Origin of the sequence: Ancylobacter sp. WKF20 (genome assembly GCF_029760895.1) — a bacterium.
Classification (GTDB): Bacteria; Pseudomonadota; Alphaproteobacteria; order Rhizobiales; family Xanthobacteraceae; genus Ancylobacter.
On the sequence record NZ_CP121679.1, the window covers coordinates 4,542,553 to 4,567,230 of the forward strand.

Genomic DNA, 24,678 nt, shown 5'->3' on the forward strand with positions numbered 1-24,678 from the left:
GGTGGAAAATTTCCAACAGACGCTCGGCATCGGACCGCTACTTGCCATCGTCATTGGCGCGATCGTCCTCCTCCTCGTCCTCATCATCCAGTTCCGCGTCCACGCCTTCGTCGCCCTGATCCTGGTCAGCCTGCTCACCGCCGTGGTGGCTGGCATCCCGCCGCAGGCGATCCTGACGACGATCACCTCCTCCTTCGGCTCGACGCTGGGCGGGGTGGCGCTGCTCGTCGGCCTCGGCGCCATGCTGGGGCGCTTGCTCGAGGTGTCCGGCGGTGCGCAGGCGCTTGCCGATGACCTCGTCAACCGCTTCGGCGAGAAGCGCGCGCCGTTGGCGCTCGGCATCGCCTCGCTGATCTTCGGCTTCCCGATCTTCTTCGATGCCGGCCTCGTGGTGATGCTGCCGGTGGTGTTCACCGTGGCGCGGCGGCTTGGCGGCGGGCTGCTGCTCTACGGCATTCCCGTCGCGACCGCCTTTTCCGTCATGCATGTCTTCGTGCCGCCGCATCCCGGCCCCGTGGCCGCGGCCGAACTGCTCGGCGCCGATGTCGGGCTGCTGGTGCTGGTGGGGCTTGCCGTCGCCATCCCGACCTGGATCGTCGCCGGCTGGCTGTTCGGCCACTGGATCGGCCAGCGCGTGGTGCTGCCGGTGCCCGACATCCTCTCCGGCGGCGCGCCGGCCGAGCCGCCGGCGAACCCGCCGAGCTCCGGCACGGTGGTCGGTCTTCTGTTGCTGCCGCTGGTCCTCATCTTCATCAATACCGGGCTGGACTTTGCCCGCGCGCAGGGCTGGGTGAACAGCGACGCCGGCTGGTTCCAGCTTGCCCGCACCATCGGCGCGACGCCGGTGGCGCTGCTGATCGCCGTGCTGGTCGCCTCCTATGTGCTCGGCCCCCGGCGTGGGCGCGATGCGTCGAGCGTCGAGCGCACGCTGGATTCCGCGCTCGGCCCGGTTTGCTCGATCATCCTCGTGACGGGCGCCGGTGGCATGTTTGGCGGGGTGCTGCGGGCTTCCGGTATTGGCGACGCGCTGGCCGACGGCATGGCCTATATCGGCCTACCGATCTTCGTCGCGGGCTTCCTCATCGCCACCGCGCTGCGCGTCGCGCAGGGCTCGGCCACCGTCGCGCTCATCACTGCCGCGGGTTTGGTGCAGCCGGCGGTGCAGGCGGCCGGCTATCAGGGAGCGGATCTCGCCGCCATCGTCGTCGCGCTCGCCGCCGGCTCGGTCATGCTCTCGCATGTGAACGATTCCGGCTTCTGGCTGGTCGGTCGCTTCTTCAACATGGACATCAAGACCACCTTCAAGACCTGGACCGTGATGCAGACATTGGTCGGTTTGATGGGTTTTGCCCTGTCGGGACTGATCTTCTGGCTGGCCTGATGATGCTGTGATGGGGGCGGCCTTGGCTTTTGCCGGCTGCCCTCACTATGGTCGCGGCCCTGTCCCATCGATTCCGGGAACCGCATGAGCGCCACGACCGATACCGCCGTCACCGCCCGCATCGCCCAGCAGATCGCCGGGGAGATCAGCGCCCGCCCGCAGCAGGCGCTGGCCGCCATCGCGCTGCTCGACGAAGGCGCAACCGTGCCCTTCATTGCGCGCTACCGCAAGGAAGTGACGGGTGGTCTCGACGACACGCAGCTGCGCCTGCTCGGCGAGCGGCTGGTCTATCTGCGCGAGCTGGAAGCCCGCCGCAGCGCCATCACCGAGTCCATCCGCCAGCAGGGCAAGCTCACAGATGCGCTGGAAGGCGCGATCGCCGGCGCCGTTACCAAGGCGGAGCTGGAAGACATTTATCTTCCCTACAAGCCCAAGCGCCGCAACCGCGCCGATATCGCCCGCGAGCGTGGCCTTGGCCCGCTGGCCGACGCCATCCTCGCCGACCGCGCGCTGGTGCCGGCCGAGCTCGCGGCCGGCTACCTCACCGAGGAGGTGCCGGATGTGAAGGCGGCGCTGGAAGGCGCGCGCGACATCATCTCCGAGCAGTTCGCGCAGAATGCCGAACTCCTGGGTCGCCTGCGCGCCCATCTGCGCGCGCGCGCCGTCATCCATGCCCGCGTGGTGGACGGCAAGCAGGACGCCGGCGCCAAGTTCTCCGACTATTTCGACCATGCGGAGAAATGGGCGGGCATGCCGAGCCACCGGGCGCTGGCCATGCTGCGCGGGCGCAATGAAGAGGTGCTGACGCTCGACGTCGAGGTCGATCTTGACGATCCCGCGCCGATCAAACCGGTGGTGCAGATCATCGCCCACGCCTGCGGCATCGGCTCGCGCCTGCCGGGCGATGCCTGGCTGATGGAGGTTGCCGGTTGGACCTGGCGGGTGAAGCTCTCGCTCAGCCTGTCCATCGACCTGATGAGCGAATTGCGCGCCCGCGCCGAGACCGAGGCGATCGAGGTCTTCGCCCGCAATCTCAAGGACCTGCTGCTGGCCGCGCCTGCGGGCTCGCGCGCCACGATGGGGCTCGATCCCGGCATCCGCACCGGTGTGAAGGTGGCGATTGTTGACGGCACCGGCAAGCTGCTCGCCACCTCCACCGTCTATCCCTTCCCGCCCAAGAACGATGTGCGCGGCACGCAGGCCGAGCTCGCCAGCCTCATCCGCCAGCACCGCGTCGAGCTCATCGCCATCGGCAATGGCACGGGCAGCCGCGAGACGGAGAAGCTGGTGGCGGACATGCTTGCCATGCTGCCCGTGCCCGAGGGCGGGGTGAAGCCGATCAAGGTCGTGGTGTCGGAAGCCGGTGCCTCGGTCTATTCCGCCTCCGAGGCGGCCGCCGCCGAGTTCCCCGGTCTCGATGTGTCGCTGCGCGGCGCTGTCTCCATCGCCCGCCGCCTGCAGGATCCGCTGGCCGAGCTGGTGAAGATCGACCCGAAGTCCATCGGCGTCGGGCAGTACCAGCACGATGTCGACCAGTACCATCTCGCCCGCGCGCTCGACGCGGTGGTGGAGGATGCGGTGAACGCGGTCGGCGTCGATCTCAACACGGCGTCGGCCTCGCTGCTGGCTCGCGTGTCCGGTCTCGGCACCTCGCTGGCGGAAGCCATTGTCGCTCACCGCGATGCGAACGGCCCCTTCGCCAGCCGCAAGCAGCTCATGAGCGTCGCCCGGCTCGGGCCGCGCACCTTCGAGCAATGCGCCGGCTTCCTGCGTATTCGCGATGGCGCCGAGCCGCTTGATTCCTCCGCCGTGCACCCGGAGGCCTATGGAGTGGCGCGCAAGATCGTCGCCGCCTGCGGGCGCGATCTGCGCACGCTGATGGGCGACAGCGCGGCCCTGAAGGCGATCGATCCGCGCAGCTTCGTGGATGAGCGCTTCGGCCTGCCGACGGTGCGGGACATCATCGCCGAACTGGAAAAGCCCGGCCGCGATCCGCGCCCGGCCTTTAAGACCGCGACCTTCGCGGACGGCGTCGACGACATGAAGGATCTCAAGCCCGGCATGTTGCTGGAGGGCACGGTGACCAATGTCGCGGCCTTCGGCGCCTTCGTCGATATCGGCGTGCATCAGGACGGGCTGGTGCACGTCTCCCAGCTCGCCGACCGCTTCGTGAAGGACGCCCATGAGGTGGTGAAGGTCGGCGATGTGGTGAAGGTGCGGGTGCTGGAGGTGGATCTCAAGCGCAAGCGCATCAGCCTATCGCTCCGCAAGGACGCAGCGCCGGGTGGCGCGGGCGGTCGTGAGGCCAGCCGCGAGCCAGCGCGCGACAAGGCGCCGACCGGCCGCGCGGAGGCTGCCCGGCCCGGCCGAAGCGACCCGCCGCGTGGCGGGCGCGAGGCGGCCCGGAACGAGGCGCCCGGTGCGCTGGGTGCCGCCCTGCTGGACGCGCTGCGGCGGAAGTAGGCGGCCGGTAACGCGACGTCGGCGGTATCAGGGCGCCGACGTCTCCGGGATGGGCCGTGCTAGGTCAGTCACCCAGCGTAAGGAAGCATGGATCGACGGCATGTGGCGCGTACCCGATCATCCCGCGAATGAGGCCGAGCGGCTCGCGGTTCTTGAGGCGCTCGCCATAATGGACACCCCGCGCGATGAACGCTTCGATCGGATCGCCTGGCTGGCCCAGAACGTCTACGGCGCCGATGTCGCGTTCGTCAGCTTCATTGACGGAGCGTCGCAATGGATGAAGGCCTGCAGCGGGCCGGGGCTGTCGTCGACCATCGCCCGTGACCGTTCCGTCTGCCAGCACATCATCGCCTCCGGCGAGCCATTGATGTCGCCGGATCTCCAGACCGATGCGCGCTTCGCCGGCCACCCCTCCGTGCCGCATCTGCCCTTCCGCTTCTATGCCGGCGTGCCGCTGCTGCTCACGCCGGATCTCGCGGTTGGCAGCGTTTGTGTGCTCCGGCGCGAGCCGGCGCGCCCGCGCGCGCCCTTCGATTTCGCGCCGCTGCAGGCGCTTGCCGCCATCGCGCTCGACGCCCTTGAGCTCTGGCGGCGAAACGAGAACTTGGCGCAGGAATCACGTCTTGATGCCCTGACCGGCCTGACCAATCGCCGTGGTTTCGACGAGGCGCTGCTGCGTCTGGCCGGGCGCTGCCTGCGCACCAGCGAACCGCTGGCCTTGCTGCTGATCGATGTCGATCACTTCAAGGCGATCAACGACCAGCTCGGTCACCCCGCCGGTGATGAGGTTCTGCGCCGCCTTGGCGCCACGCTGGCCGGGACGCGCGTACGGGTGGAGGATGTCATCGCCCGCTATGGTGGCGAGGAATTCGCGCTGCTGCTGCCCGGCAGCAACGCTGAAGCGGCAGGACAGCTCGCGGTCGGCATTCGGCAGACGATCGCCTCGTCCGGCGCCGTGCGGCCGGATGGCCGCGCCGTGACCGTCAGCATCGGCGTTGCCGTGCTTGAGGGCGGGGAGGGCGATGCGCCGTCGCTGATCGCGGCGGCCGACAACGCGCTCTACCGCGCCAAGCGGCAGGGGCGCGACTGCGTTGTCGAGGCGCCAACGGGGACCGGGCGTTCGGTGGCGGCGACGCGGTAAGTTCAGCGCGGTGTCGTCACGGGGACGGCATACCACTTCTGCAGCGCCTGCTCGAAGCTATCGGTGGCGCGGACAAGCAGCTCCCGGTCCGTGCTACGGGCCGCCCGAATGAGGTTGTCGATGACATCGTCAACCTCCGGGGCGCTTCCGGGCACATGGTCGTTCAGGCTGGCGAGCGCGTCGAGAATGGTCACGAAGGCGCGCGGGGGCTCCCCCGCCACGAGAACAGGGCGGGCGAGCGGCGTGTGAAGCTCGGTTTGCGAGCTGATGGGCGGGCAAAGTTGTACCGGCACGGGCTCCTCCTTTTCCGCCTTGGCTGGCGGTAGTTCGGCACGTCGGCACGGCATGGATCAGAAAGGGACGACTCGATATGGCGCAGCGGCGATCCGAACCGCTGGCGGTCTTCAGCCGGCGCTGCGGGCGGTCGCCGGTATCGCGGCCTTGCTGGCGGGCTTGACGCGGACGCGGGGTGCCTTCGCGCTGGCCGGGCTGGCCTTGGCGGCCTCACTGGCGATCTGGCGGGTTGCAGCATCGGCGGCCTCGCGTTCGAGGCGGGCCTGCTTCAGGCGCTCGGTCTTGGCTTCGCGCTGCGCGGTCTCCTGCTCGATCATCGACATGGCGATGCGCGAGACAGCCTCGGCCTTGCTTTCAGTGCGCGAGAGCGTGGGCTTGAACGGGGTATCGCGGGTCGGCTTGGTCATCCCTCGTTCCCTTCAAAAACAGAAAAGGCCGGGTGAGCCCCGGCCTTCTCGAAGCATGGTGGCCCGCCGGTAAAACCAGGCGCGGGACGAAAGATCACGCGGCCTGGAGGTTGCCGGCCGACTGCTTGCCCGTGCGGCGATCAGCCAGCACTTCGAAGGAGATCTTCTGGCCTTCGTTCAGGCTGGACATGCCAGCGCGCTCGACCGCCGAAATATGAACGAACACATCCGGGCCGCCGTTGTCCGGCTGGATGAAACCATAGCCCTTCTGGCCGTTGAACCACTTCACAGTACCTGTCGCCATGACGAATTCCTTTCAGTCGACATAGATATTTTCTCGTCTGCGCGGCCGCAGACGTTACGCTGGCATCGATTTGAGAGGAAGTTCGCCGACGCGCAAAGCTGCGCAAAACAAAGTTCAACGTCCAAGATCGATGCAGATACAGTACAGGGTTGCAAGCACTATTACAACCCCGACGCCACTTTATTTTGCCTCGGAGGGGGCAGCCGGGCGCGGTGCGCGCGGGTTCAGCGGCTTCTTCTTGGGAGCTGCGATCAGGCCGTCACGCACTGCCTGCTTGCGGGCCGCCTTACGGGCGCGGCGCACCGCTTCGGCGTCTTCACGGTTGCGGCGCTCGGACGGCTTTTCATAGGCGCGGCGGGCTTTCATTTCCCGGAACACGCCTTCGCGCTGCATCTTCTTTTTGAGAACTCTCAGGGCTTGGTCGACATTGTTGTCGCGTACGAGAACCTGCAATTCCTATCCCATCTCATGCAGCCGCGCGGGGCAACTGCCAATTCAAAGGGCCCGCCGACATGGCAAGCCCTTCCTATATGGGCCTGTTGGTGCCGCGAAGGAAGGGGTTTGGCGCGAATTGCCGCCAGCCGCCGATCAAGCCGCGACGTGACGGCTTGAAAACGGCGAGGATCCGTGTCTAATATATCAATATATGTTGAGATATTGAGGTGTTGTTATGGAGGCCTCGGCCGAGGAAGCGCGGGCTATCGCCGCCTTCGGGGCGCTGGCGCAGGAAACCCGCTTGCGCATCGTGCGTCTCTTGGTGACCGCCGGCCCGGAAGGACTCGCCGCCGGCGTGATTGGCGAGGCGATGGGCGGGGCATCCTCCTCACGCATGTCCTTTCATCTCGGGCAGCTTGAGCAGGCCGGGCTCGTCGCGTCGCGACGGGAGGGCCGCTCCATCCTCTACAGCGCGGCCTTCCCGGCACTGGCCGATCTCGTCGACTTCCTCATGCGCGACTGCTGCGGCGGCCATCCGCAAGTGTGCCAGCCGGCGGTCGCCGCCCTCTCCACCATCACCTGCTGTGAGCCCGCGAAAGGCGCCACCCATGGCTGAAGCCACCACGTCTCCTCGTGTTTTCAATGTGCTGTTCCTGTGCACCGGCAATTCCGCGCGCTCGGTCCTGGCGGAGAGCATCCTTGCAAAGGATGGCGCGGGGCGCTTCCGCGCCTTCTCGGCGGGCAGCCAGCCCAAGGGCGCGGTGAATCCCTTCGCCGTCGAGGTACTGCGCAGCTACGACTACCCGACCGACGGGTTGCGTTCGAAGAGCTGGGCGGAGTTTGCCGCGCACGACGCGCCGGTGATGGACTTCGTCTTCACGGTCTGTGACAGCGCGGCCGGCGAAGCCTGCCCGGTCTGGCCGGGCCATCCGGTCACGGCCCATTGGGGGATTGAAGATCCCGCCGCGGTCGAGGGCACCGATGTGCAGAAGCTCGCCGCCTTCGTCACGGCGTTTCGCTACATGAAGAACCGGGTCGACGCGTTCGCGGCGCTGCCGGTGGCGATGCTCGACAAGGTCTCGCTGCAGGCGCGGCTCGCCGAGATCGGCCGTCTCTCCGGCGCGACCAGCCCGCGCACGAGCGCGGCGTGAGCGGTCCCATGGACATCGTCATCTATCACAACCCCGATTGCGGCACCTCGCGCAACGCGCTGGCGCTCATCCGCCATGCGGGTATCGAACCGCATGTGGTCGAGTATCTGAAGTCGCCCCCCTCGCGCGCGCTGCTGGAGCAGCTGCTCGCGCGGACGGGGAAGCCGGTGCGCGCGGCGCTACGCGAGAAGGGCACACCCTTCGCCGAACTGGGGCTCGGCGATCCCGCCCTGTCCGACGCCCAGCTCATCGACGCGATGATGGCGCATCCGATCCTGATCAACCGGCCGCTGGTGGTCTCGCCGCTCGGCGTCAAGCTGTGCCGTCCGTCCGAGACGGTGCTCGACGTGCTTCCCGTCGTCCCCAACGCCGACATAGCCAAGGACGACGGCACGCTGTTCCTGCGCGACGAGCAGGTGGCCGCGACGGAGCCGCGACTTGCCAAGGCCCTGCGCGATGCCGGGCTGCCAACGCAGGATCTGCCCGTCAGCCCCGGGCGCTTCTTCAGCTTCCGTACGCTGGGCGGGCGCCTCATCGGCTATGGCGGCTTCGAGCCGTATGGAGACGACGTGTTGCTGCGCTCGCTGCTCGTGAAGGATAGCGAGCGCGGTCAGGGCCTCGGTCGCAACATGGTCCTGCTGCTGCTCTCCCGCGCCTTCGATCTCGGCGCCCGCAAGGCCTGGGTGCTCACCGAGGGCGCCGCCGGCTGGTTCGAGACGAACGGTTTCAAGGCGCAGCCGCGTGAGGCCGCGCCGCCCGCCATCGCCGCTACCCCGCAGGCTGCCGCTCTCTGCCCGGCTTCCGCGCGGCTGCTGTCCCGCTCCATCGCGCTCTAGAGGCCGTCATGTCCACCTTTGAACGCTATCTCACCCTCTGGGTGGCGGCCTGCATCGTCGCGGGCGTGGCACTGGGCCATTTTCTGCCCGGCCTGTTCCACGCGATCGGCGCGGCGGAGATCGCCAATGTGAACCTGCCAGTGGCGGTGCTGATCTGGCTGATGATCATCCCCATGCTGCTGAAGATCGACTTCGCCGCGCTGGGCGAGGTCAGCCGCCACTGGCGCGGCATTGGCGTGACGCTGTTCGTCAACTGGGCGGTGAAGCCGTTCTCCATGGCGCTGCTGGGCTGGCTGTTCATCGGCTGGCTGTTTCGCCCGCTGCTGCCGGCGGACCAGATCGACAGCTATATCGCCGGGCTGATCATTCTTGCCGCCGCGCCCTGCACGGCCATGGTGTTCGTCTGGTCGAACCTGACCAAGGGCGAGCCGCATTTCACGCTGAGCCAGGTGGCGCTGAACGATGCCATCATGGTGGTCGCCTTCGCCCCCATCGTCGCCCTGCTGCTGGGGCTATCGGCCATCACCGTGCCCTGGGGAACGCTGGTGCTCTCGGTGGTGCTCTACATCGTAGTGCCGGTGATCGTGGCCCAGCTGCTTCGCCGGCGCCTTCTGGCGACGGGAGGGCCGGCGGCGCTCGACCGGGTACTGGCGCGCCTCGGCCCGGCTTCACTGGTCTCGCTGCTGGCCACGCTGGTGCTGCTATTCGCCTTCCAGGGGGAACAGATCATCGCCCAGCCTATGGTGATCGCCCTGCTGGCCGTGCCGATCCTCATCCAGGTCTATTTCAATTCGGGCCTCGCCTATCTGCTCAACCGGATCAGCGGCGAGCAGCATTGCGTCGCCGGCCCCTCCGCGCTGATCGGGGCCTCCAACTTTTTCGAGCTGGCGGTGGCGGCGGCGATCAGCCTGTTCGGCTTCCAGTCCGGCGCCGCGTTGGCGACGGTGGTCGGCGTGCTGATCGAGGTGCCGGTGATGCTCTCGGTGGTCTACATCGTCAACCGCTCCAAGGGCTGGTACGAGCGCGGCTCGGCGGTGCGAGCGGCGCCGCTGCAGGAGCCGCGCTGATGGCGCAGGATCTGCCGAACCTCGTCGACGCCCATGTCGTCACGCCCACCATGCAGGCGCTGACGACAACCCCGTCCACCCATCCGCCGCGCATCCTTCTGCTCTACGGCTCGCTGCGGGAGCGTTCCTACAGCCGCTTTCTCGCGCTGGAGGCCGAACGCCTGCTCCGCCATTTCGGCGCGGAGACGCGGGTGTTCGATCCCCACGGTCTGCCGCTGCCCGATGGCGTTCCGGCCGATCATCCCAAGGTGCAGGAATTGCGGGCGCTGTCGCTCTGGTCGGAGGGACAGGTCTGGGTGAGCCCCGAGCGGCACGGCGCCATGACGGCGGTGATGAAGGCGCAGATCGACTGGATACCGCTCGCCGAGGGGGCGGTACGTCCGACGCAGGGGCGCACGCTCGCGGTGATGCAGGTCAGCGGCGGGTCGCAAAGCTTCAACGCGGTCAACCAGATGCGCGTGCTCGGCCGGTGGATGCGGATGGTAACCATCCCCAATCAGTCCTCGGTCGCGAAGGCTTATGAGGAGTTCGATGAGTCCGGCCGGATGCGTCCCTCCGCCTATTACGACCGGGTGGTCGACGTGATGGAGGAGCTGGTGAAGTTCACCCTGCTGACCCGCGACGTGTCGGGCCATCTCACCGACCGCTACAGCGAGCGCAAGGAGGCGGCGGAGGCGCTCGCCGCCCGCGCCGGGCTGGCGTCGATCTGAGCATGCGGCCCCGGCTGGAGATCACCGCGCTGGGCGTGTCCCAGATCATCGGCTACGGCACGCTCTATTACAGCTTCAGTCTGCTGGCGCCATCGATGGCGCAGGGTTTCGGCTGGCCGATGGAGTGGCTCTACGCCGCCCTCTCGCTCGCCTTGCTGAGCGGTGGCCTGGTCGCGCCCTTTGTGGGCCGGGCGATTGATCGCTACGGTGCCGCCCGGCTGATGGCGGCCGGTTCGATAGCGGCAGCGCTGACCCTTGTCGCGGGTGCGGTGGCGCCCTCCGGCCCGGTCTTCGCCCTCGCGCTTATCGCCATGGAGATGGCCTCCACACTGGTGCAGTACGGCGCCGCCTTCCCGTTGCTGAGCCAGCGGCATGGCGCCGGGGCTCAGCGTAGCATCGTCTATCTCACGCTGATTGCCGGCTTTGCCTCGACCCTGTTCTGGCCGCTCACCGCCTCGCTGGAGCACGCGCTGGACTGGCGGCAGGTGTATCTTCTGTTTGCGCTCAGCCATCTTCTCATCGCCCTGCCGATCCATCTCTGGCTGGCGCGCCCGTTGCGGCGCCTCGCGGGGGAGGCGGGAGCGCCGGCCATGGTGGTGCGGCCATCGGCTCGGGGGCGGTTGCCGGAGGCATGGCGCAGGCATGGCTTCGTGCTGATGGCCCTGGCCTTTGCTCTTCAGAGCTTCGTCAGTTCGGCTGTGTTGGTGCACATGGTGCCGATGCTGGGAGGGCTCGGCATCGGAACCTTGGCGGTGCTCGCCGGAACATTGTTCGGCCCGGCGCAGGTCGCGAGCCGGCTGGTCAACATGATGCTGGGCCGCGACTTGCCGCAATTCGCGCTGGCCATGATATCGGCCGGGCTGCTGCCGGCATCGCTGCTGCTGCTCGTGACCACCGCCCCCTCCTTCATCGGCGCCGTCACCTTTGCCCTGCTGTTCGGCATGGGCAATGGGCTGTACAGCATCGTCGGCGGGACGCTGCCGCTGGAGTTGTTCGGCGCGGCCGGCTTCGGCGCCCGTCAGGGCGAGGTGACGGCCATCCGCCTGATCGTCGGCGCCACCGCACCCTTCGCCTTTGCCGTGATGATGGAAATGATGGGGACGGTGTTCGCCATCGTCATCACCAGCCTCATAGGGTCCGGCGCGGTTCTGGCTCTCTTCGCTGTCGGCCGGCTCACGCGGAGCCGGCCGGCATAGGCCTCTTTCCCCTATAGGGGCGCATCATTCCAACGGGAGCGGTTGGCTCAGGCCGCCCGCACCGTGTCAAGGAAGCGCTGCAGCTCGTTCTGGAGCTGACGCGATTGCTCGTTCAGCGCGGAGGACGCGGAGAGCACGTCGCCTGCCGCCGCGCCGGTCTGCTTGGCGGTGTTGGCCACATCGGTGATGTGGCTGCTCACCGAGTTGGTGCCGCTGGCGGCCTGATCGACGTTGCGCACGATTTCGCGCGTCGCCATGCCCTGCTCCTCCACCGCCGTGGCGATGCTCGCCGCGACGTCGCTCATCTGCCGGATCTGCTGGCCGACGCCGAGGATCACGCCGACCGCGTCCTTGGTGGTGCTCTGGATGGCGCGGATCTGGCTCGCGATCTCATCCGTCGCCTTGGCCGTCTGGTCGGCGAGGTTCTTCACCTCGGCGGCGACCACCGCGAAGCCGCGTCCCGCCTCGCCCGCCCGCGCCGCCTCGATGGTGGCGTTGAGGGCGAGAAGGTTGGTCTGGGCGGCGATGGCGTTGATCAGTTCCAGCACGTCGCCGATGCGCGCGGCGCCCTGTGAGAGTTCCTGCATCACCGCGCCGGTCTTCTCCGCTTCCTTGACCGCGCTGGCCGACATGGCCGCGGACTGTTCGACCTGGCGTGAGATCTCGTCGACCGAGGCGCCGAGTTCCTCGGCCGAGGAGGCGACGATGATGACGTTGGTCGAGGCTTCCTCCGCCGCCGCCGCCACAGCGGTGGACTGCGAGGAGGTCTGGTCGGCGGCCGAGGACATCTGCCGTGCGGTGCGATGCAGGGTCTCCGAGGCGGTGCTGACCTGGGCGACAATGCCGCCGACGCTCGCCTCGAAGCGACTCGCGAGTTCCAGCATGGCCTGGCGGCGCTGGAGTTCGGCCGTGCGGCGGCTCTCCTGTGCCTCCTCTTCCATCCGGGCGTTCCGCAGCAGGCTGTCCTTGAACACCAGCAGTGCACGCGCCATGGAGCCGATCTCGTCCTGACGACCGGTGCCGGGCACCTCGGCGGCGAGGTTGCCGCTGGCGAGTTCGCCCATGGTCCGGGTCAGGTGGGAGATCGGCGCGACGATGCGGCGGGCGACCACCAGCAGGCCGACCAGCGCGAGGCCGAGGGAAATGGCCAGCACGATGCCGTAGAGCACGACGCCGCTCTCGGCGCGCGCCTCGGTTGCCTGCGCCGTGCTGGCGAGGTTGTCGAGGGCGATACCGGCGATGGCGGCGATGTTGTTGAGGCCGATCTCGACCGCCTCACGCCAGGTGGTGAGCTCGACATCGGCCGGCTGGCCGCTGCTCAGACGCGCCACCAGCCCGTCGCGCAGCGTGCGGAAGCTGCCGGTGAAGTAGCTCGCCTGCGCCGCGTCGACCGCCTGCTTCAGGCTGTCCGGCGCGTTCGGCGCCGCCGCGATGTCGCGCACCGCCGCCCAGGCGAGATCGGCCTTGGCGTCGTTGACGGTGAGGGTGCGTACATCCTCGGCGGAGAAGGCGCGCTTCTGGGCCAGCGCGGCGTTGAACAGCAGCGTGCTCATGCCGGCATGGTTGCGGGTGGTCCAGGCCATGGCGCGGGCGAGGATGAGCTGCGACAGCGCCGGGTCCAGCGAGCGGATGCGGCTCTCGATATCGGTCGAGGTCTTGTCGAGCGTGGCAAGCAGCTTGCTGCCCTCATCCATCCACTTCGGTCCGAGCGTCTTGTCCCGGCCCTCAAGCGGCAGCTTGATCTGCGCATCGACCTCGGCGCGCAGTGCCTTCACCTTGTCGAACTGCGCCTTGAGGGAGGCACCGAGTTCGCTGAAGGCGGGATCGGCGGCCTCACCGACGAGCCCCTCGATCGCCGCGTCGACCGCCGGCGTCACGCGGGCACGGCGTTCCATGCCCTTGGCGATGCTGCGGCCATTCTCGGCCGGCGCAAGGGTGAGGGCGGTGTTCAGCTCGCCGCGCTCGAAGCGGAAATTGGCGAGGCCTTCGAACAGATTGCGGTCGATCTGCGCGAGCGACGTCACTTCGCGGGCGGCGCCCAGCGTGCGGTAGGAAGTGTTCAGGGCCTCAAAACAGAGCGCGGCCAGCAACACGCTCAGTATGCCGAAGAGCGTCAGAAGAGTTGTCTTGATGGAGATGCGCATGGTTCCGGCCAATCATGATGATTTGGCCGGATGGAACCGCGACAGGCTGGCCCCAGGCTTGCGCCGGCGGGCCGGCCCGGTTCAGGCGACGTGCGCCAGTGCCTCGATCACCGGACGGTACTCGGAGACGGCACCAAAAATGCCGCCCTCGCTGCGGATCGTGTCGATGGCCGCGCGGTGATTGGCCTCGGCCGTTGCGGCACAGCAATCGGCGATGAGCAGCGGCTCGAAGCCGCGATCGGTCGCCTCGCGCAGGGTCGAATGCACGCACACATCCGTCGTCACGCCGCAAATGATGAGGTGACGGATGCCGCGCGTCACCAGCAGGCGCTCCAGATCGGTGGCGTAGAAGGCGCCGAAACCGGGCTTGTCCACCACCGGCTCGCCGGGCGCCGGCGCCAGCTCCGGCACGATGTCCCATCCGGGTTCGCCGCGCACCAGCAGACGCCCGAGCGGGCCGGGCGCCCCGATCTCGGCACCGGCAAGACGGGAGCGGAAGCGCTTCTGCGGCAGCAGGTCGGACAGATCGGGCCGGTGGCCTTCGCGGGTGTAGATCACAAAGCCGCCAAAGGCGCGCACGGCCGCGCGCAGGGCGACAATACGCGGGATGAGCGCGGCGGCGGGCGTAACGTCATAGCCCATGGCCCCCACATAGCCCGCCGGGTCGCAGAAATCGCGCTGCATATCGATGATGATCAGCGCGGTGGTCGCCGGGGCAAGGTCGCCGCCATGCGGCCAGTCATAGGGATCGGACGGAAGGCGGGCCATGCGCTCGGTTCCGAAAAATGGATAGCGAAAATCACCTAACACGCCCGGCCCACCGGTGCAGCCGGTCACGAACCTCGTGGTACAAGGCAACCGATGATGGACGTGGGGCAGCGACTCTTCCATGATCGTTCGGCCCGCCTGCGGGCGCGGCCTGATCCGGGCTTTCCACCATTGCGGGACGTGACATGGAGCCAAGGGCCGAACGGCTGCCGCTCGAAGGTCTGATCGACATCCTTCTCGTCGAGGACGACGCGCCGACGCGCGAGCGCCTGAGCGACGCTTTGGCCGCCGCCAGCGACTTCGCGGTGACCAGCGTAGCCAATCTCACCGATGCGCTGGCCAAGCTCGATGAGGGCATGCCGCGCATCCTGCTGACCGATCTGCAATTGCCGGACGGGCATGGAATCGAACTCATCCGCCGCGTGCGGCGGGACTCGCCGGGCACCGACATCATGGTCATCTCCATTCTCGGTGACGAGGAGAGCGTGATCGCCGCGATCACCGCCGGCGCGACGGGCTATCTGCTGAAGGATGCCTTCCAGACCGATGTCGCCGCCACGGTGCGCGAGCTGGCGTTGGGCCACTCGCCCATCTCGGCCTCCATCGCCCGCTACATCGTGCGCCGCACACAGGCCAGCCTCCAGCCGGGCCCGGAGGTCGAGCGCCGGCCGACGCTCAACACGGCGCGCCTGACCGCGCGCGAGATCGACATTCTCTGGGGCATCGCCAAGGGTTTCAGCTATGCCGATATCGCCGAGCATCTGGGCCTGTCGCGCCAGACCGTGCCCGGTCACATCAAGAGCATCTACCGCAAGCTCGAGGTGAATACGCGCGGCGAAGCCGTGTTCGAGGCCGTGCAGCAGGGGCTGATCCGGCTGTGATCGATCCGGTAGCGCTCGCTGTCGGACCTGGCGTGAGCATCGCCGGGCCGTGGCGGCGCGCGGGCGTTTTCCTTCTGCTCCAGCTTTTGACGCTGTCCGCCTGCCTGTGGCTGTTCACCCTCTCGCCACCGACGCCGCCCAGCGACTACGCGATTACCAGCGCGACGCTCGTTCAGGACGGGCATGCGCAGGAGGTGCAGCTTCCTTATTCGCTCCCCTCCACCTTCACCATGGCCGACCCGCCGGTGTTCACGGCGACGTTCCAATACTGGCCTGACGCCGCCGCCACGCCCTGGTCGCTGATGCTGCCGCGTTTCGGCAATGCCGTGGAGGTGGCGATCAACGGGCAGGTCGTGCTGGACACGCGCCTTGATCCCGAGGCGAACCGCCACCTGAACAACATCTCGGTGATGGCGGTGATCCCGAGCGCCACCCTGCGGGCGGGCGACAACACGCTGTCCGTGCGGCTGTTCGTATGGGGGCCGCTGCGCGGCTATCTGGATTGCGTGTTTGTCGGCCCGAGCAGCGAACTGCGCCCGGCTTTCCGCACGCGCAGCTTCCTCTTCACCACGCTGCCGCTGATCTTCAAGGCGTGGCAGGGCATCCTCGCGGTGATCCTCGCCATCATGTGGCTCAACCGGCGGCATGATGTGGCCTATGGGGTGCTCGCCATCGCCATGGTCCTCGGCGTCGTGCAGGGGCTCACCATCACCCCGCTCTCTGGAAGTCCGCAGTCCAGCCTTTCGGTGCTGCTGGGAGCGACCACGCCGCTCGAGACGGCGCTGATGTTCGTCTTCGTCAGCCTGTTCTTTCGCGGGCGCGTGCCGCTCTGGACGCCCATCCTCTTTCTCCCCGCGCTCGCCATTGTCGGCTTCGCCATCTACGGCGACCCCTGGCTGCTGCGCTGGGTCTACGCGCTGTTTGGCGTCCCCGCGGGCGGCATCATGGTGTGTCTCTGCCTCGGCGTGGTGGCGCAGCGCGCTCTGCGGAAAGGCGATGCGGTGAGCCTGAGCCTGAGCTGCGCGCTCACCGTCGTGCTCGCCGCCTGGATCTACGACATGCTGGTGGCGGCCGACTTCATCCACCATGGGCGCATCTTCCTCGCGCGCAATTCCTATTCCTTCCTGCTGGTCACCATCGGCGCCGGTCTCACCTGGCGCTTCGCTCACGCGCTGAACGAGGTGGACAATTTCGCCCACCGCATGGTCGAACTGGTGGGCGAGGCGGAGGAAAAGGTGCGCGCCAGCTTCGCCCGCGAGGAGGAGCGCTCGCGCGCCATCGCGCTTGCCGCCGAGCGCGCCCGGCTCATGCGCGACCTGCACGATGGTCTCGGCGGTCAGTTGATGAGCATCGTGGCCTTGAGCGAGCGCGGTGCCGAGGGTGAGCGCATCAATCAGGCGGCGCGCGCGGCGCTGCGGGAATTGCGCCTCGTCATCGAAGCCATGGACGATATGGGCGGCGATCTCCTGCTGGCGCTGGGAAGCTGGCGCGAGCGCGCGCAGGCGCAGCTCCGCTCGCACGGCATCCGCCTCGACTGGCAGGCCGAGCAGCAGGGGCTGCCGATTCACCCGGAACTGCGCCCCTGGCACGTCATCCAAATCGTGCGGATCCTCGACGAGGCGATCACCAACGCCGCCCGGCATTCCGGCGCGACGCGCGTGCTGGTGCGGCTCGGCAGCGGCACGGAGCCTGATGACCATGCGGCCCCGATCGTCGGCGGCGGGTGGATCCGCGTCAGCGACAATGGCCGCGGACTGGCGACGCGGCTCGGCGCGCCGACGCCCCCCCGGCAGGGCAGGGGCCTTGCCAATATGCGCACCCGCGCGGCGATGTGCGGCGCGAAGCTGGACATCATCAGCGACGCCGCAGGTACCTCCATCCGGTTGGCGCTGCCCCTGACCCTCCCCGCCGCACCGCTAACGGAGCCGCTGGCGGGCGCCTGAGGCGGGGGAGGCGGCACCTCGCCGCCGGCGCGTTCCCGCCCTGCATTGAGATCGCCCGGCAAAGCCGCGATGATGCCGCGCCCCGGCGGCCGGGGTGACGGAGATTCGTTCCTATGCTCAACGGCCTGCTGCGCCATCCGGTCAGCTTGATCGTGGGTGTCGTGCTGGCGCTGTTCGCGCTGTACGAGATCAGCGTGCGCTACTTCGCCTACACGGCCGATGCCTATGTGATGAGCGACATCGTCGTGGTGTCGTCGGAGATCGAGGGGCCGGTCTCACGCCTCGCCGTGCAGAACAATGACAGCGTGACCGCCGGACAGCTGCTCTTCGCGATCGAGACGACGCCCTATCAGCTCAAGGTGCAGGAGACCCAGGCCGCGCTCCAGCAGGCGCAGGCCGATCTTGACCTCGCCCGCGACGAGGTGAAATCAGCGCAGGCCGGCGTCGTCTCCGCGCAGGCGGTGCTCACCAATGCGCAGGCGCAGCTCGCGCGGGTGAAGTCGCTGTCCACCGACGGCTTCTCCACGGAGGCGAGCCTTGACGTCGCCACCCGCGACGTCGCCACCGCCACCGCCAATGTGCAGACCGCGCAGGCGGCGCTCGACGTTTCGAACCGACGCGTCGCGGTCGCCATCGCCACCATTGCGGCGGCGCAGGCGGCGCTCGCCAAGGCGCAGTACGATCTCTCAAAGACCACGGTCTCCGCGCCGGAACCGGGCCGCGTGGCGCCGTTCACCACGCGGGTTGGCGACTATCTCCAGCCCGGCACCGAGGTGCTGGCGGTGGTGACGGGTCATCGCCGCCGCGTGGTGGCGAACGTGCCCGAGCGCCATCTCGCGCGTATCCAGCCCGGCCAGTCCGTCTGGCTCACGCTCGGCTCGGACCCCTGGGTGATCCATCATGGCCGGGTCAGCGGCATCGCCGCCGGCGTGGCGCGCTCACAGGACAACCCGCAGGTCCTGCCCTATGTCGACCCGACCACTGACTGGGTGCGCCTGCCACGGCGCTTCCCCATCGAGATCACCATCGACGACTGGCCGGAGACGCTCGGCCTGTTCAATGGCGCGGATGCGCGCGTGCTGATCTGGTTCTGACGCCATGGACAAGGGGGTCGATGACGTCACCCGACAGGCTTTCGCCACCGCCTCGGGTGTCCTCGCCGCCGTCTACATCGCGCTGCATATGGGGCTGGACGAGCCCTATTGGGCCGCGCTCAGCGTGATGATCATTGCCAATGTCGACCGCGACGCGCTGTTCACCAAGGGCGTGCTGCGCATTGCTGGCACCTTCATCGGGGTCTCGTCCGGCTATGTCATCGGCCAGTTCATGGAAGGCCTGCCGTTTCAGCAGGCGGCGCTGGTGATGATCGCGGCCGGTGTCGGCACCTATGGCCGCCAGCGCAGCGCCTATGGCTATGCCTGGTTCTATGGCGCGCTGACCTTCGCGCTGGTGATGCTCTACACCATGGTCCAACCGCAGGACCTCTACAGCTTCGCGCATTACCGCTGCTACGAGATCGTCATCGGGGTGACCTGCGGCACGCTGGCCAACTGGGCGCTGGGGCCGCGCGCGGGCGAGCTTCCCGCCCATCTCGTGGCCCAGCAGGCGGCGACGACGGCGGAGAACGCGCTGTGGCAGGCCATCGTCGCGGCCGTGGGCGCGCTGACCATCATCCTCACCTGGTCCCAGTTCGACCTGCCGCAACTGCCTCAGGTGCTGATTTCCAGCCTCATTGTGGTGGACAGCGACCCGATCGCCACCCGCCATCGCGGCGCGCAGCGCATTTTCGGCTGCATCATCGGCGGGACGGCGGCGCTCTTGGTGATCGCGTTGGACGCGACGCTGCAATGGTGGTGGACGGCGATGCTGTTTCTCGGCGTCTTCAGCTTCGCCCGCATCCACCTCACCAAATCGGCGCAGGCCTATATCGGCACGCAGTCGGCCATCGCCTATCTGGTGACGATGGTCAGCGCCGGCCCGCCGACTTCCATGGCACCGCCGGTGGAGCGGCTGGTGGGCATCATCATCGGGGTGAGCATCATGACGGTGTTGGTCTGGGCCTTTAACCCGAAGGCGGTCGCGCCCAAGACAGTGTGAAGCAAGACAGCGTAAATTATTGCCGACCGGGAGGCTCGCATCGAACCTCAAGGGGGGCGGGATGAGGCGCGACGCCTCCTCCCGGCCGGCGGCGGGGCTTACTCCGCGGGGAGAGGTGCGGGATGGGCCTCGCCATGCTGGCGCAGGGGACGGTTGCCCGCCAACCTGCGAAGCAGGACGTAGAAGACCGGCGTGAGGAACAGGCCGAAGAAGGTCACGCCGATCATGCCGGCGAACACCGCGACGCCCATCGCGTGCCGCATCTCGGCGCCCGCGCCGCTCGAGAGCACCAGCGGCAGCACGCCCATGATGAAGGCGAAGGAGGTCATCAGGATCGGCCGCAGGCGCAGCCGGCTCGCCTCGATCGCCGCCTCCACCGGCTTGCGGCCGGCAAATTCCAGCTCGCGGGCGAATTCCACGATCAGGATGGCGTTCTTCGCGGAGAGGCCGACGAGGACGACGAGGCCGATCTGGGTGAAGATGTTGTTGTCCCCACCCCCGAGCCACACGCCGAACAGCGCCGCGAGGATGCCGGTCGGCACGATCATGATGATCGCGATAGGCAGTGTCAGGCTCTCATACTGTGCCGCCAGCACCAGGAAGACGAGCAGGATGGCGAGCGGGAACACCAACACGGCGGAGTTGCCGGCGAGGATTTCCTGATAGGTGAGGTCGGTCCATTCATACGCGAAGCCGGGTGGCAGCACCTCGGCGGCGATGCGCTGCGCGGCGGCCTGCGCCTGGCCGGACGAATAGCCCGGCGCGGGCGAGGCGTTCACATCCGCCGTGAGGAAGCCGTTATAGCGCATGGCGCGCTCCGGCCCGGCGGTGGCCTCGACATTCAGCAGCGCCGCGAGCGGGATCATCTCGCCGGTGAGCGAGCGGACCTTGAGCTTGCCGATGTCCTCGGGCTTGGCGCGATAGGCGGCATCCGCCTGCGCGCGGACCGAGTAGGTGCGGCCGAACTTGTTGAAGTCGTTCACATAGAGCGAGCCGAGATAGACCTGCAGCGTCTCGAACACCGACTGGATCGGCACGCCGAGCTGGCGGGCCTTGGTGCGGTCCACATTGGCGAAGAGCTGCGGCACGTTGATCTGGAAGGTGGTGAACTGGCCGACCAGCTCCGGCGCCTGCATGGCCTTGGCCATGAAGGCGTTGGTCACCTGCGCGAGCTGCTCATAGCCGCGTCCCGCCCGGTCCTCGATCTGCAGCTTGAAGCCGCCGACCACGCCCAGCCCCTGCACCGGCGGGGGCGGGAACATGGCGATGAACGCATCCTGGATCGCGCCATACTTCTGGTTCAGCGACATGGCGATGGCGCCGGCCGAAAGCTCGGGCGTGGTGCGCTCCTCGAAGGGCTTCAACACCGAGAAGACGATGCCGGCATTGGACGAGTTGGAGAAGCCGGCGATGGACAGGCCCGGGAAGGCGACCGCGCTTTCCACGCCGGGTTCGGCCAGCGTGATCTCCGTCATGCGGCGGATCACGTCCTCGGTCCGGTCAAGCGTGGCGCCGTCGGGTAGCTGGGCGAAGCCGACGAGGTACTGCTTGTCCTGCATCGGCACGAAGCCGCCCGGTACCGCCTGGAACAGCCACCAGGTTGCGCCCAGCATGACCGCATAGATGATCATGACCAGGCTCTTGATCTTCAGCACGCCGCCGACGCCCCGGCCATAGCCGTTCGAGCCGCGCGAGAAGGCCCAGTTGAAGCCGCGGAAGAACCAGCCGAACAGCGCATTGATGACCCGCTGCAGCGCGTCGGGCTCGGCATGGTGGCCCTTCAGCAGCAGCGCGGCGAGCGCCGGGGAGAGGGTGAGCGAGTTGATCGCCGAGATGACCGTCGAGATGGCCACGGTCAGCGCGAACTGCCGGTAGAACTGGCCGGACAGGCCGGAGATGAAGGCGAGCGGCACGAACACCGCGACCAGCACCAGGGCGATGGCGATGATCGGGCCGGACACCTCGCTCATTGCCTGATAGGCGGCGGCGCGGGGCGACAGACCGTTCTCGATATTGCGCTCGACATTCTCCACCACGACGATCGCGTCGTCGACGACGATGCCGATGGCGAGCACGAGGCCGAACAGGCTCAGCGCGTTAATCGAGAAGCCGAACACATACATCACCGCGAAGGTGCCGACGATCGAGACCGGCACGGCCAGCAGCGGGATGATCGAGGCGCGCCAGGTCTGGAGGAAGACGACCACGACGATGACGACCAGCAGCACCGCCTCGAACAGGGTGTGGATGACCGCCTCGATGGAGGCATCGACGAAGCGGGTCGTGTCGTAGACGATGGCGTAGTCCACGCCTTCCGGCATGGTCTTCTTCACCTCGTCCATCGTCGCGCGGACGTTGTCGGCGATTTCCAGCGCGTTGGAGCCGGGCGCCTGGAACACGCCGATGCCGACCGCCGCCTTGTTGTCGAGCAGTGAGCGCAGCGCGTAGTCGGCGGCGCCGAGCTCGATGCGGGCGACATCGCGCAGGCGAACCACCTGACCATTGGCGCCGGTCTTCACGACGATGTCGCCGAATTCCTCTTCGGTCTCAAGACGGCCCTGGGCATTGACCGAGAGCTGGAGATCAACGCCCGGCATGGCGGGCGAGGCACCGACGATGCCGGCGGCGGCCTGCACGTTCTGGGCGCGGATCTCGCTCACCACATCGCCGGCGGAGAGGCCGTGCTCGGCGATCTTCTGCGGGTCGAGCCAGACGCGCATGGAGTAGTCGCCGGCGCCGAAGATCTCGATCTGCCCGACACCGGAGATGCGAGCGAGCCGGTCCTTCACGTTCAGCACTGCGTAGTTGCGCAGATAGGTGATATCGTACCGGTCATTCGGCGAGACCAGATGCACCACCATGATGAAGTTCGGCGAGCTCTTCGCCGTGGTGATGCCGAGGCTACGCACCTCTTCCGGCAGGCGCGGCTCGGCCTGCGCGACGCGGTTCTGCACGAGCTGCGTCGCCTTGTCGGGGTCGGTGCCGAGCTTGAAGGTGACGGTCAGCGTCATCACGCCATCCGTCGTCGCCTGCGAGGACATGTAGAGCATGTCCTCGACGCCGTTGATCTGTTCCTCAATCGGCGTCGCCACGGTGGCGGCGATGACCTTGGGGCTGGCGCCGGGATATTGTGCGCGCACGATGACCTGCGGCGGCACGACCTCCGGGTATTCGGAGATCGGCATGACACGCAGCGCGAGCAGGCCGGCGACGAAGATGAGCACCGACAGGACGCCCGCAAAGATCGGCCGGTCGATGAAGAATCGCGAAAAATTCATGGTGTCCTCCCCCCGATCAAGCGGCGCTCAGCGCGCCGCCACCGAGGTGTTGGGATCCGTCGGCGCGGCGGAGGCGGTTTCCATCGGCACGACCTCAGGCGCGACCACCGCGCCAGGCCGTACGCGCTGGAGGCCGTTGACGACGACGCGCTCGCCATCCTTCAGGCCGCGCGTGACCACCCGCAGGCCCTCGCTGGCCGCGCCAAGCTTCACTTCGCGGTAGGTGGCCTTGTTGTCCTCGCCGACCACGAAGACGAACTTCTTGTCCTGATCGGTGCCGATGGCGCGTTCATTGATGACGAGGGCCGGCTCAGTCTTGGCGCGGCCCATGCGAACGCGGGCGAACTGGCCGGGCACGAGGCGTCCGTCGGGATTGTCGAACACCGCCCGCACGCGGAACGTGCCCGTGGCCGCATCCACCTGATTGTCGATGAATTGCAGCTTGCCGCGCACCGCCTTGCCGCCGGTGCTGGCGGTTGTGATCTCCACCGGGATCTGGTCGATATGGCTGAGCACATCGGCCTCGCCAATGGAGGTGAGGGCGTCGGCGACCGCGTTCTCATCCGCGTCGAAGCCGACATAGATCGGATCGACCGACACCAGCGTGGTCAGCACGGGCGATGTCGGGCCGGCCACCACCAGATTGCCGACGGTGACGTCGAGCCGGCCAATGCGACCATCCACGGGGGCGCGGACCTCGGTGTAGCCGAGATCGAGCCTGGCGGTCTGCACGGCGGCTTCGGCGGCCCGCAGATTGGCCACCGCCTCGCGGTAGGTGTTGGTGCGCTGGTCGAGATCGCGCACGGAGACGACGCGATTGTCGACAAGCTGCTTGCCGCGATCCAACTCGGTCTTGGCGAAATCGACCTGGGCGGCGGAGGAATCGCGCATGGCCTCGGCGCGGTTCAGCGCGGCGACATAGGGCTCGGGGTCGATGGTGACGAGCAGGTCGCCCTGCTTCACCAGCGCGCCCTCCCGGAAATGCACCGTCTTCACCGCGCCGCCGACGCGCGGGCGCAGCTCGACACGCTCCACGGCCACGAGACGGCCGGAAAACTCGTCCCAGCGCATGGTGTCACGCGACTTCAGTACCGCGACAGAGACCGGCATGGCCGGAGGCGCGCCGGCCTCGGCGGCGGGTGGGTCGGTGGCGAGCGCGGTGCTGATCGGCCAGGCCACCCAGACGGCGGCGGCGGTGGCCAGCGCGGCAAGGCTCAGAACCGCACCGCGCTCCAGCCAGGGCCGGCGCGGCAAGGCGAGGTTACGACCATCCCGGGCGATCTCGGTGGGGGCAGCGGGTTGAGGTGTACGAGCGTCGAGCATGCTCATGGCGGTCTCCAAAGGCCTCAGGCCTGAATTGTGGCGGCGGCCGGGACGCATCCCCCGGCGAGAAAGGCGGTGAAAAGCGAGGTCAGGTTGTGGGCCCAGAGCGGCAGTTCCGTGCCGGGAAGCACGGGGTCTCCCTCCTCCCGCACGACATGGGCCTCGACCTGGACCCCGCATTCGGTAAGGCGACGCCCATAGGCCACGCTCTCATCCCTCATCGGGCAGGTATCGGAGGTGACGATGAGCGCCGGCGGAATGCCGCCGAGGCGGCGCGAGCCGAGCGGGGCGGCGTAGGGGTGGGCGGCCTTGTCGGCCGAGCCGAGATAGAGATGCCAGCCATCCGCCCAGCGGCAGCCGGCTTCGCCCACCCCGGCGGCCCTTACCGAACCTGTGCCGAGGCAGGGGTCCAGCATAGGCGAGATGAGGATCTGCCCGGCGATGGGCGGGTGGTGCTGGTCGCGCGCCATCAGTGTCAGCGCCGTGGCGATGTTGGCTCCTGCCTCCTCGCCGGCGACGAACAGCCGGGCGCCGCGACCGGCCCATGTCGTCCGCTGCCGATGCAGCAGCTCGAGCGCGGCGTAGCTGACATTGAGCGCGGCCGGGAAGGGGTGTTCCGGTGCGAGGGGGTAGTCGAGCGACACCACCGTCGCGCCCGCCGCGGCCAAACTTCGGCAGATGGCGACGCTGCAGTCGAGATCGCCGCAGGTGAAGGTCCCGCCATGCAGATGAAGCACGATGGCGGGCGATGTTTTCGGGCGGTTCGGCGCTGATGCAGGGCTGGCCGGCGCATAGACGCGCACCTGCCGCGGCGTGCCGCCACAGTCGAGCGTCCGTTCCTGCCAATGCGTTTCCATAA

General features: G+C 68.0%; 22 protein-coding genes. 13 read left to right on the top strand and 9 right to left on the bottom strand.

The genetic code is table 11. The features are described 5' to 3' along the window. Window position 1 precedes the first annotated feature (1 nt). The 3 genes from AncyloWKF20_RS20975 (at window position 2) to AncyloWKF20_RS20985 (ending at window position 4,985) form a co-directional block, all read left to right on the top strand. Window positions 2-1,381 (top strand): gluconate:H+ symporter, encoded by a 1,380-nt coding sequence (locus AncyloWKF20_RS20975; protein ID WP_279315871.1) that lies wholly within the window; start codon window positions 2-4, stop codon window positions 1,379-1,381. Between the two features lie 84 nt (window positions 1,382-1,465). Then, window positions 1,466-3,844 (top strand): Tex family protein, encoded by a 2,379-nt coding sequence (locus tag AncyloWKF20_RS20980; RefSeq protein ID WP_279315872.1) that lies wholly within the window; start codon window positions 1,466-1,468, stop codon window positions 3,842-3,844. Between the two features lie 100 nt (window positions 3,845-3,944). Continuing rightward, window positions 3,945-4,985 carry a sensor domain-containing diguanylate cyclase gene (locus AncyloWKF20_RS20985; RefSeq protein ID WP_279315873.1) on the top strand — a complete coding sequence of 347 codons (1,041 nt, stop codon included), beginning with the start codon at window positions 3,945-3,947 and terminating at the stop codon, window positions 4,983-4,985. Between the two features lie 2 nt (window positions 4,986-4,987). On the opposite strand, the gene AncyloWKF20_RS20990 is transcribed toward AncyloWKF20_RS20985, so the two are convergent. The 4 genes from AncyloWKF20_RS20990 to rpsU form a co-directional block, all read right to left on the bottom strand. Continuing rightward, window positions 4,988-5,278: a hypothetical protein gene (locus AncyloWKF20_RS20990; RefSeq protein ID WP_279315874.1), complete on the bottom strand. Its 291-nt coding sequence runs from the start codon at window positions 5,276-5,278 to the stop codon at window positions 4,988-4,990. A 111-nt stretch (window positions 5,279-5,389) separates the two neighbouring features. After that, the gene (locus AncyloWKF20_RS20995; protein WP_279315875.1) at window positions 5,390-5,686 is read right to left on the bottom strand and encodes a hypothetical protein; all 297 of its coding nucleotides are present in this window, start codon (window positions 5,684-5,686) and stop codon (window positions 5,390-5,392) included. A 94-nt stretch (window positions 5,687-5,780) separates the two neighbouring features. Beyond that, the gene (locus AncyloWKF20_RS21000; RefSeq protein WP_267583600.1) at window positions 5,781-5,990 is read right to left on the bottom strand and encodes a cold-shock protein; all 210 of its coding nucleotides are present in this window, start codon (window positions 5,988-5,990) and stop codon (window positions 5,781-5,783) included. Between the two features lie 180 nt (window positions 5,991-6,170). Continuing rightward, complete coding sequence (rpsU, locus tag AncyloWKF20_RS21005) at window positions 6,171-6,443, bottom strand: 30S ribosomal protein S21 (RefSeq protein ID WP_267583599.1); 273 nt, start codon at window positions 6,441-6,443, stop codon at window positions 6,171-6,173. A 217-nt stretch (window positions 6,444-6,660) separates the two neighbouring features. On the opposite strand from rpsU, the gene AncyloWKF20_RS21010 reads away from it, so the two are divergent. Genes AncyloWKF20_RS21010 through arsK form a run of 6 tightly spaced genes read left to right on the top strand, consistent with a single transcriptional unit; the run spans window position 6,661 to window position 11,385 of the window. Further along, entirely contained in the window at window positions 6,661-7,041 is a 381-nt protein-coding gene (locus tag AncyloWKF20_RS21010; protein ID WP_279315876.1) for a metalloregulator ArsR/SmtB family transcription factor, read from the top strand. Then, the gene (locus AncyloWKF20_RS21015; protein WP_279315877.1) at window positions 7,034-7,576 is read left to right on the top strand and encodes an arsenate reductase ArsC; all 543 of its coding nucleotides are present in this window, start codon (window positions 7,034-7,036) and stop codon (window positions 7,574-7,576) included. The genes AncyloWKF20_RS21010 and AncyloWKF20_RS21015 overlap by 8 nt, the downstream gene beginning before the upstream one ends. Then, a complete protein-coding gene (arsC, locus tag AncyloWKF20_RS21020; RefSeq protein WP_279315878.1) occupies window positions 7,573-8,412 on the top strand; it encodes an arsenate reductase (glutaredoxin) in 840 nt (279 codons plus the stop codon). The genes AncyloWKF20_RS21015 and arsC overlap by 4 nt, the downstream gene beginning before the upstream one ends. A gap of 8 nt (window positions 8,413-8,420) precedes the next feature. Further along, window positions 8,421-9,479 (top strand): ACR3 family arsenite efflux transporter, encoded by a 1,059-nt coding sequence (gene arsB, locus AncyloWKF20_RS21025; protein ID WP_279315879.1) that lies wholly within the window; start codon window positions 8,421-8,423, stop codon window positions 9,477-9,479. Continuing rightward, window positions 9,479-10,189, top strand: coding sequence for an arsenical resistance protein ArsH (gene arsH, locus AncyloWKF20_RS21030; protein ID WP_279315880.1), 711 nt, complete (start codon window positions 9,479-9,481; stop codon window positions 10,187-10,189). Before arsB ends, arsH begins: the two co-directional genes overlap by 1 nt. Window positions 10,190-10,191: 2 nt before the next feature. After that, complete coding sequence (gene arsK, locus AncyloWKF20_RS21035; RefSeq protein WP_279315881.1) at window positions 10,192-11,385, top strand: arsenite efflux MFS transporter ArsK; 1,194 nt, start codon at window positions 10,192-10,194, stop codon at window positions 11,383-11,385. A 47-nt stretch (window positions 11,386-11,432) separates the two neighbouring features. Here the strand turns inward: arsK and AncyloWKF20_RS21040 are convergent, their stop codons facing one another. Further along, on the bottom strand, window positions 11,433-13,529 hold the full coding sequence (locus tag AncyloWKF20_RS21040; protein ID WP_279315882.1) for a HAMP domain-containing methyl-accepting chemotaxis protein: 2,097 nt from the start codon (window positions 13,527-13,529) through the stop codon (window positions 11,433-11,435). 81 nt (window positions 13,530-13,610) lie between these two features. Then, window positions 13,611-14,297 (bottom strand): cysteine hydrolase, encoded by a 687-nt coding sequence (locus tag AncyloWKF20_RS21045; protein ID WP_279315883.1) that lies wholly within the window; start codon window positions 14,295-14,297, stop codon window positions 13,611-13,613. 185 nt (window positions 14,298-14,482) lie between these two features. Here AncyloWKF20_RS21045 and AncyloWKF20_RS21050 point away from each other — a divergent pair, with 185 nt between their 5' ends. The 4 genes from AncyloWKF20_RS21050 (at window position 14,483) to AncyloWKF20_RS21065 (ending at window position 19,218) form a co-directional block, all read left to right on the top strand. Continuing rightward, the gene (locus AncyloWKF20_RS21050; protein WP_267583591.1) at window positions 14,483-15,178 is read left to right on the top strand and encodes a response regulator transcription factor; all 696 of its coding nucleotides are present in this window, start codon (window positions 14,483-14,485) and stop codon (window positions 15,176-15,178) included. Window positions 15,179-15,210: 32 nt separating this feature from the next. Next, complete coding sequence (locus AncyloWKF20_RS21055) at window positions 15,211-17,121, top strand: ATP-binding protein (protein WP_279315884.1); 1,911 nt, start codon at window positions 15,211-15,213, stop codon at window positions 17,119-17,121. Between the two features lie 113 nt (window positions 17,122-17,234). Beyond that, window positions 17,235-18,215 carry an efflux RND transporter periplasmic adaptor subunit gene (locus AncyloWKF20_RS21060; protein WP_279315885.1) on the top strand — a complete coding sequence of 327 codons (981 nt, stop codon included), beginning with the start codon at window positions 17,235-17,237 and terminating at the stop codon, window positions 18,213-18,215. A 4-nt stretch (window positions 18,216-18,219) separates the two neighbouring features. Further along, on the top strand, window positions 18,220-19,218 hold the full coding sequence (locus AncyloWKF20_RS21065; RefSeq protein WP_279315887.1) for an FUSC family protein: 999 nt from the start codon (window positions 18,220-18,222) through the stop codon (window positions 19,216-19,218). Between the two features lie 98 nt (window positions 19,219-19,316). Here AncyloWKF20_RS21065 and AncyloWKF20_RS21070 read toward each other — a convergent pair whose 3' ends face one another. The 3 genes from AncyloWKF20_RS21070 to AncyloWKF20_RS21080 are packed head-to-tail and all read right to left on the bottom strand — an operon-like array spanning window position 19,317 to window position 24,676. Then, window positions 19,317-22,496, bottom strand: a complete 3,180-nt coding sequence (locus tag AncyloWKF20_RS21070) for an efflux RND transporter permease subunit (RefSeq protein ID WP_279315888.1) — start codon at window positions 22,494-22,496, stop codon at window positions 19,317-19,319. A 27-nt stretch (window positions 22,497-22,523) separates the two neighbouring features. Then, entirely contained in the window at window positions 22,524-23,825 is a 1,302-nt protein-coding gene (locus tag AncyloWKF20_RS21075; protein ID WP_279315889.1) for an efflux RND transporter periplasmic adaptor subunit, read from the bottom strand. Window positions 23,826-23,842: 17 nt separating this feature from the next. Beyond that, window positions 23,843-24,676 (bottom strand): alpha/beta hydrolase, encoded by an 834-nt coding sequence (locus tag AncyloWKF20_RS21080; protein ID WP_279315890.1) that lies wholly within the window; start codon window positions 24,674-24,676, stop codon window positions 23,843-23,845. Window positions 24,677-24,678: the final 2 nt, after the last annotated feature.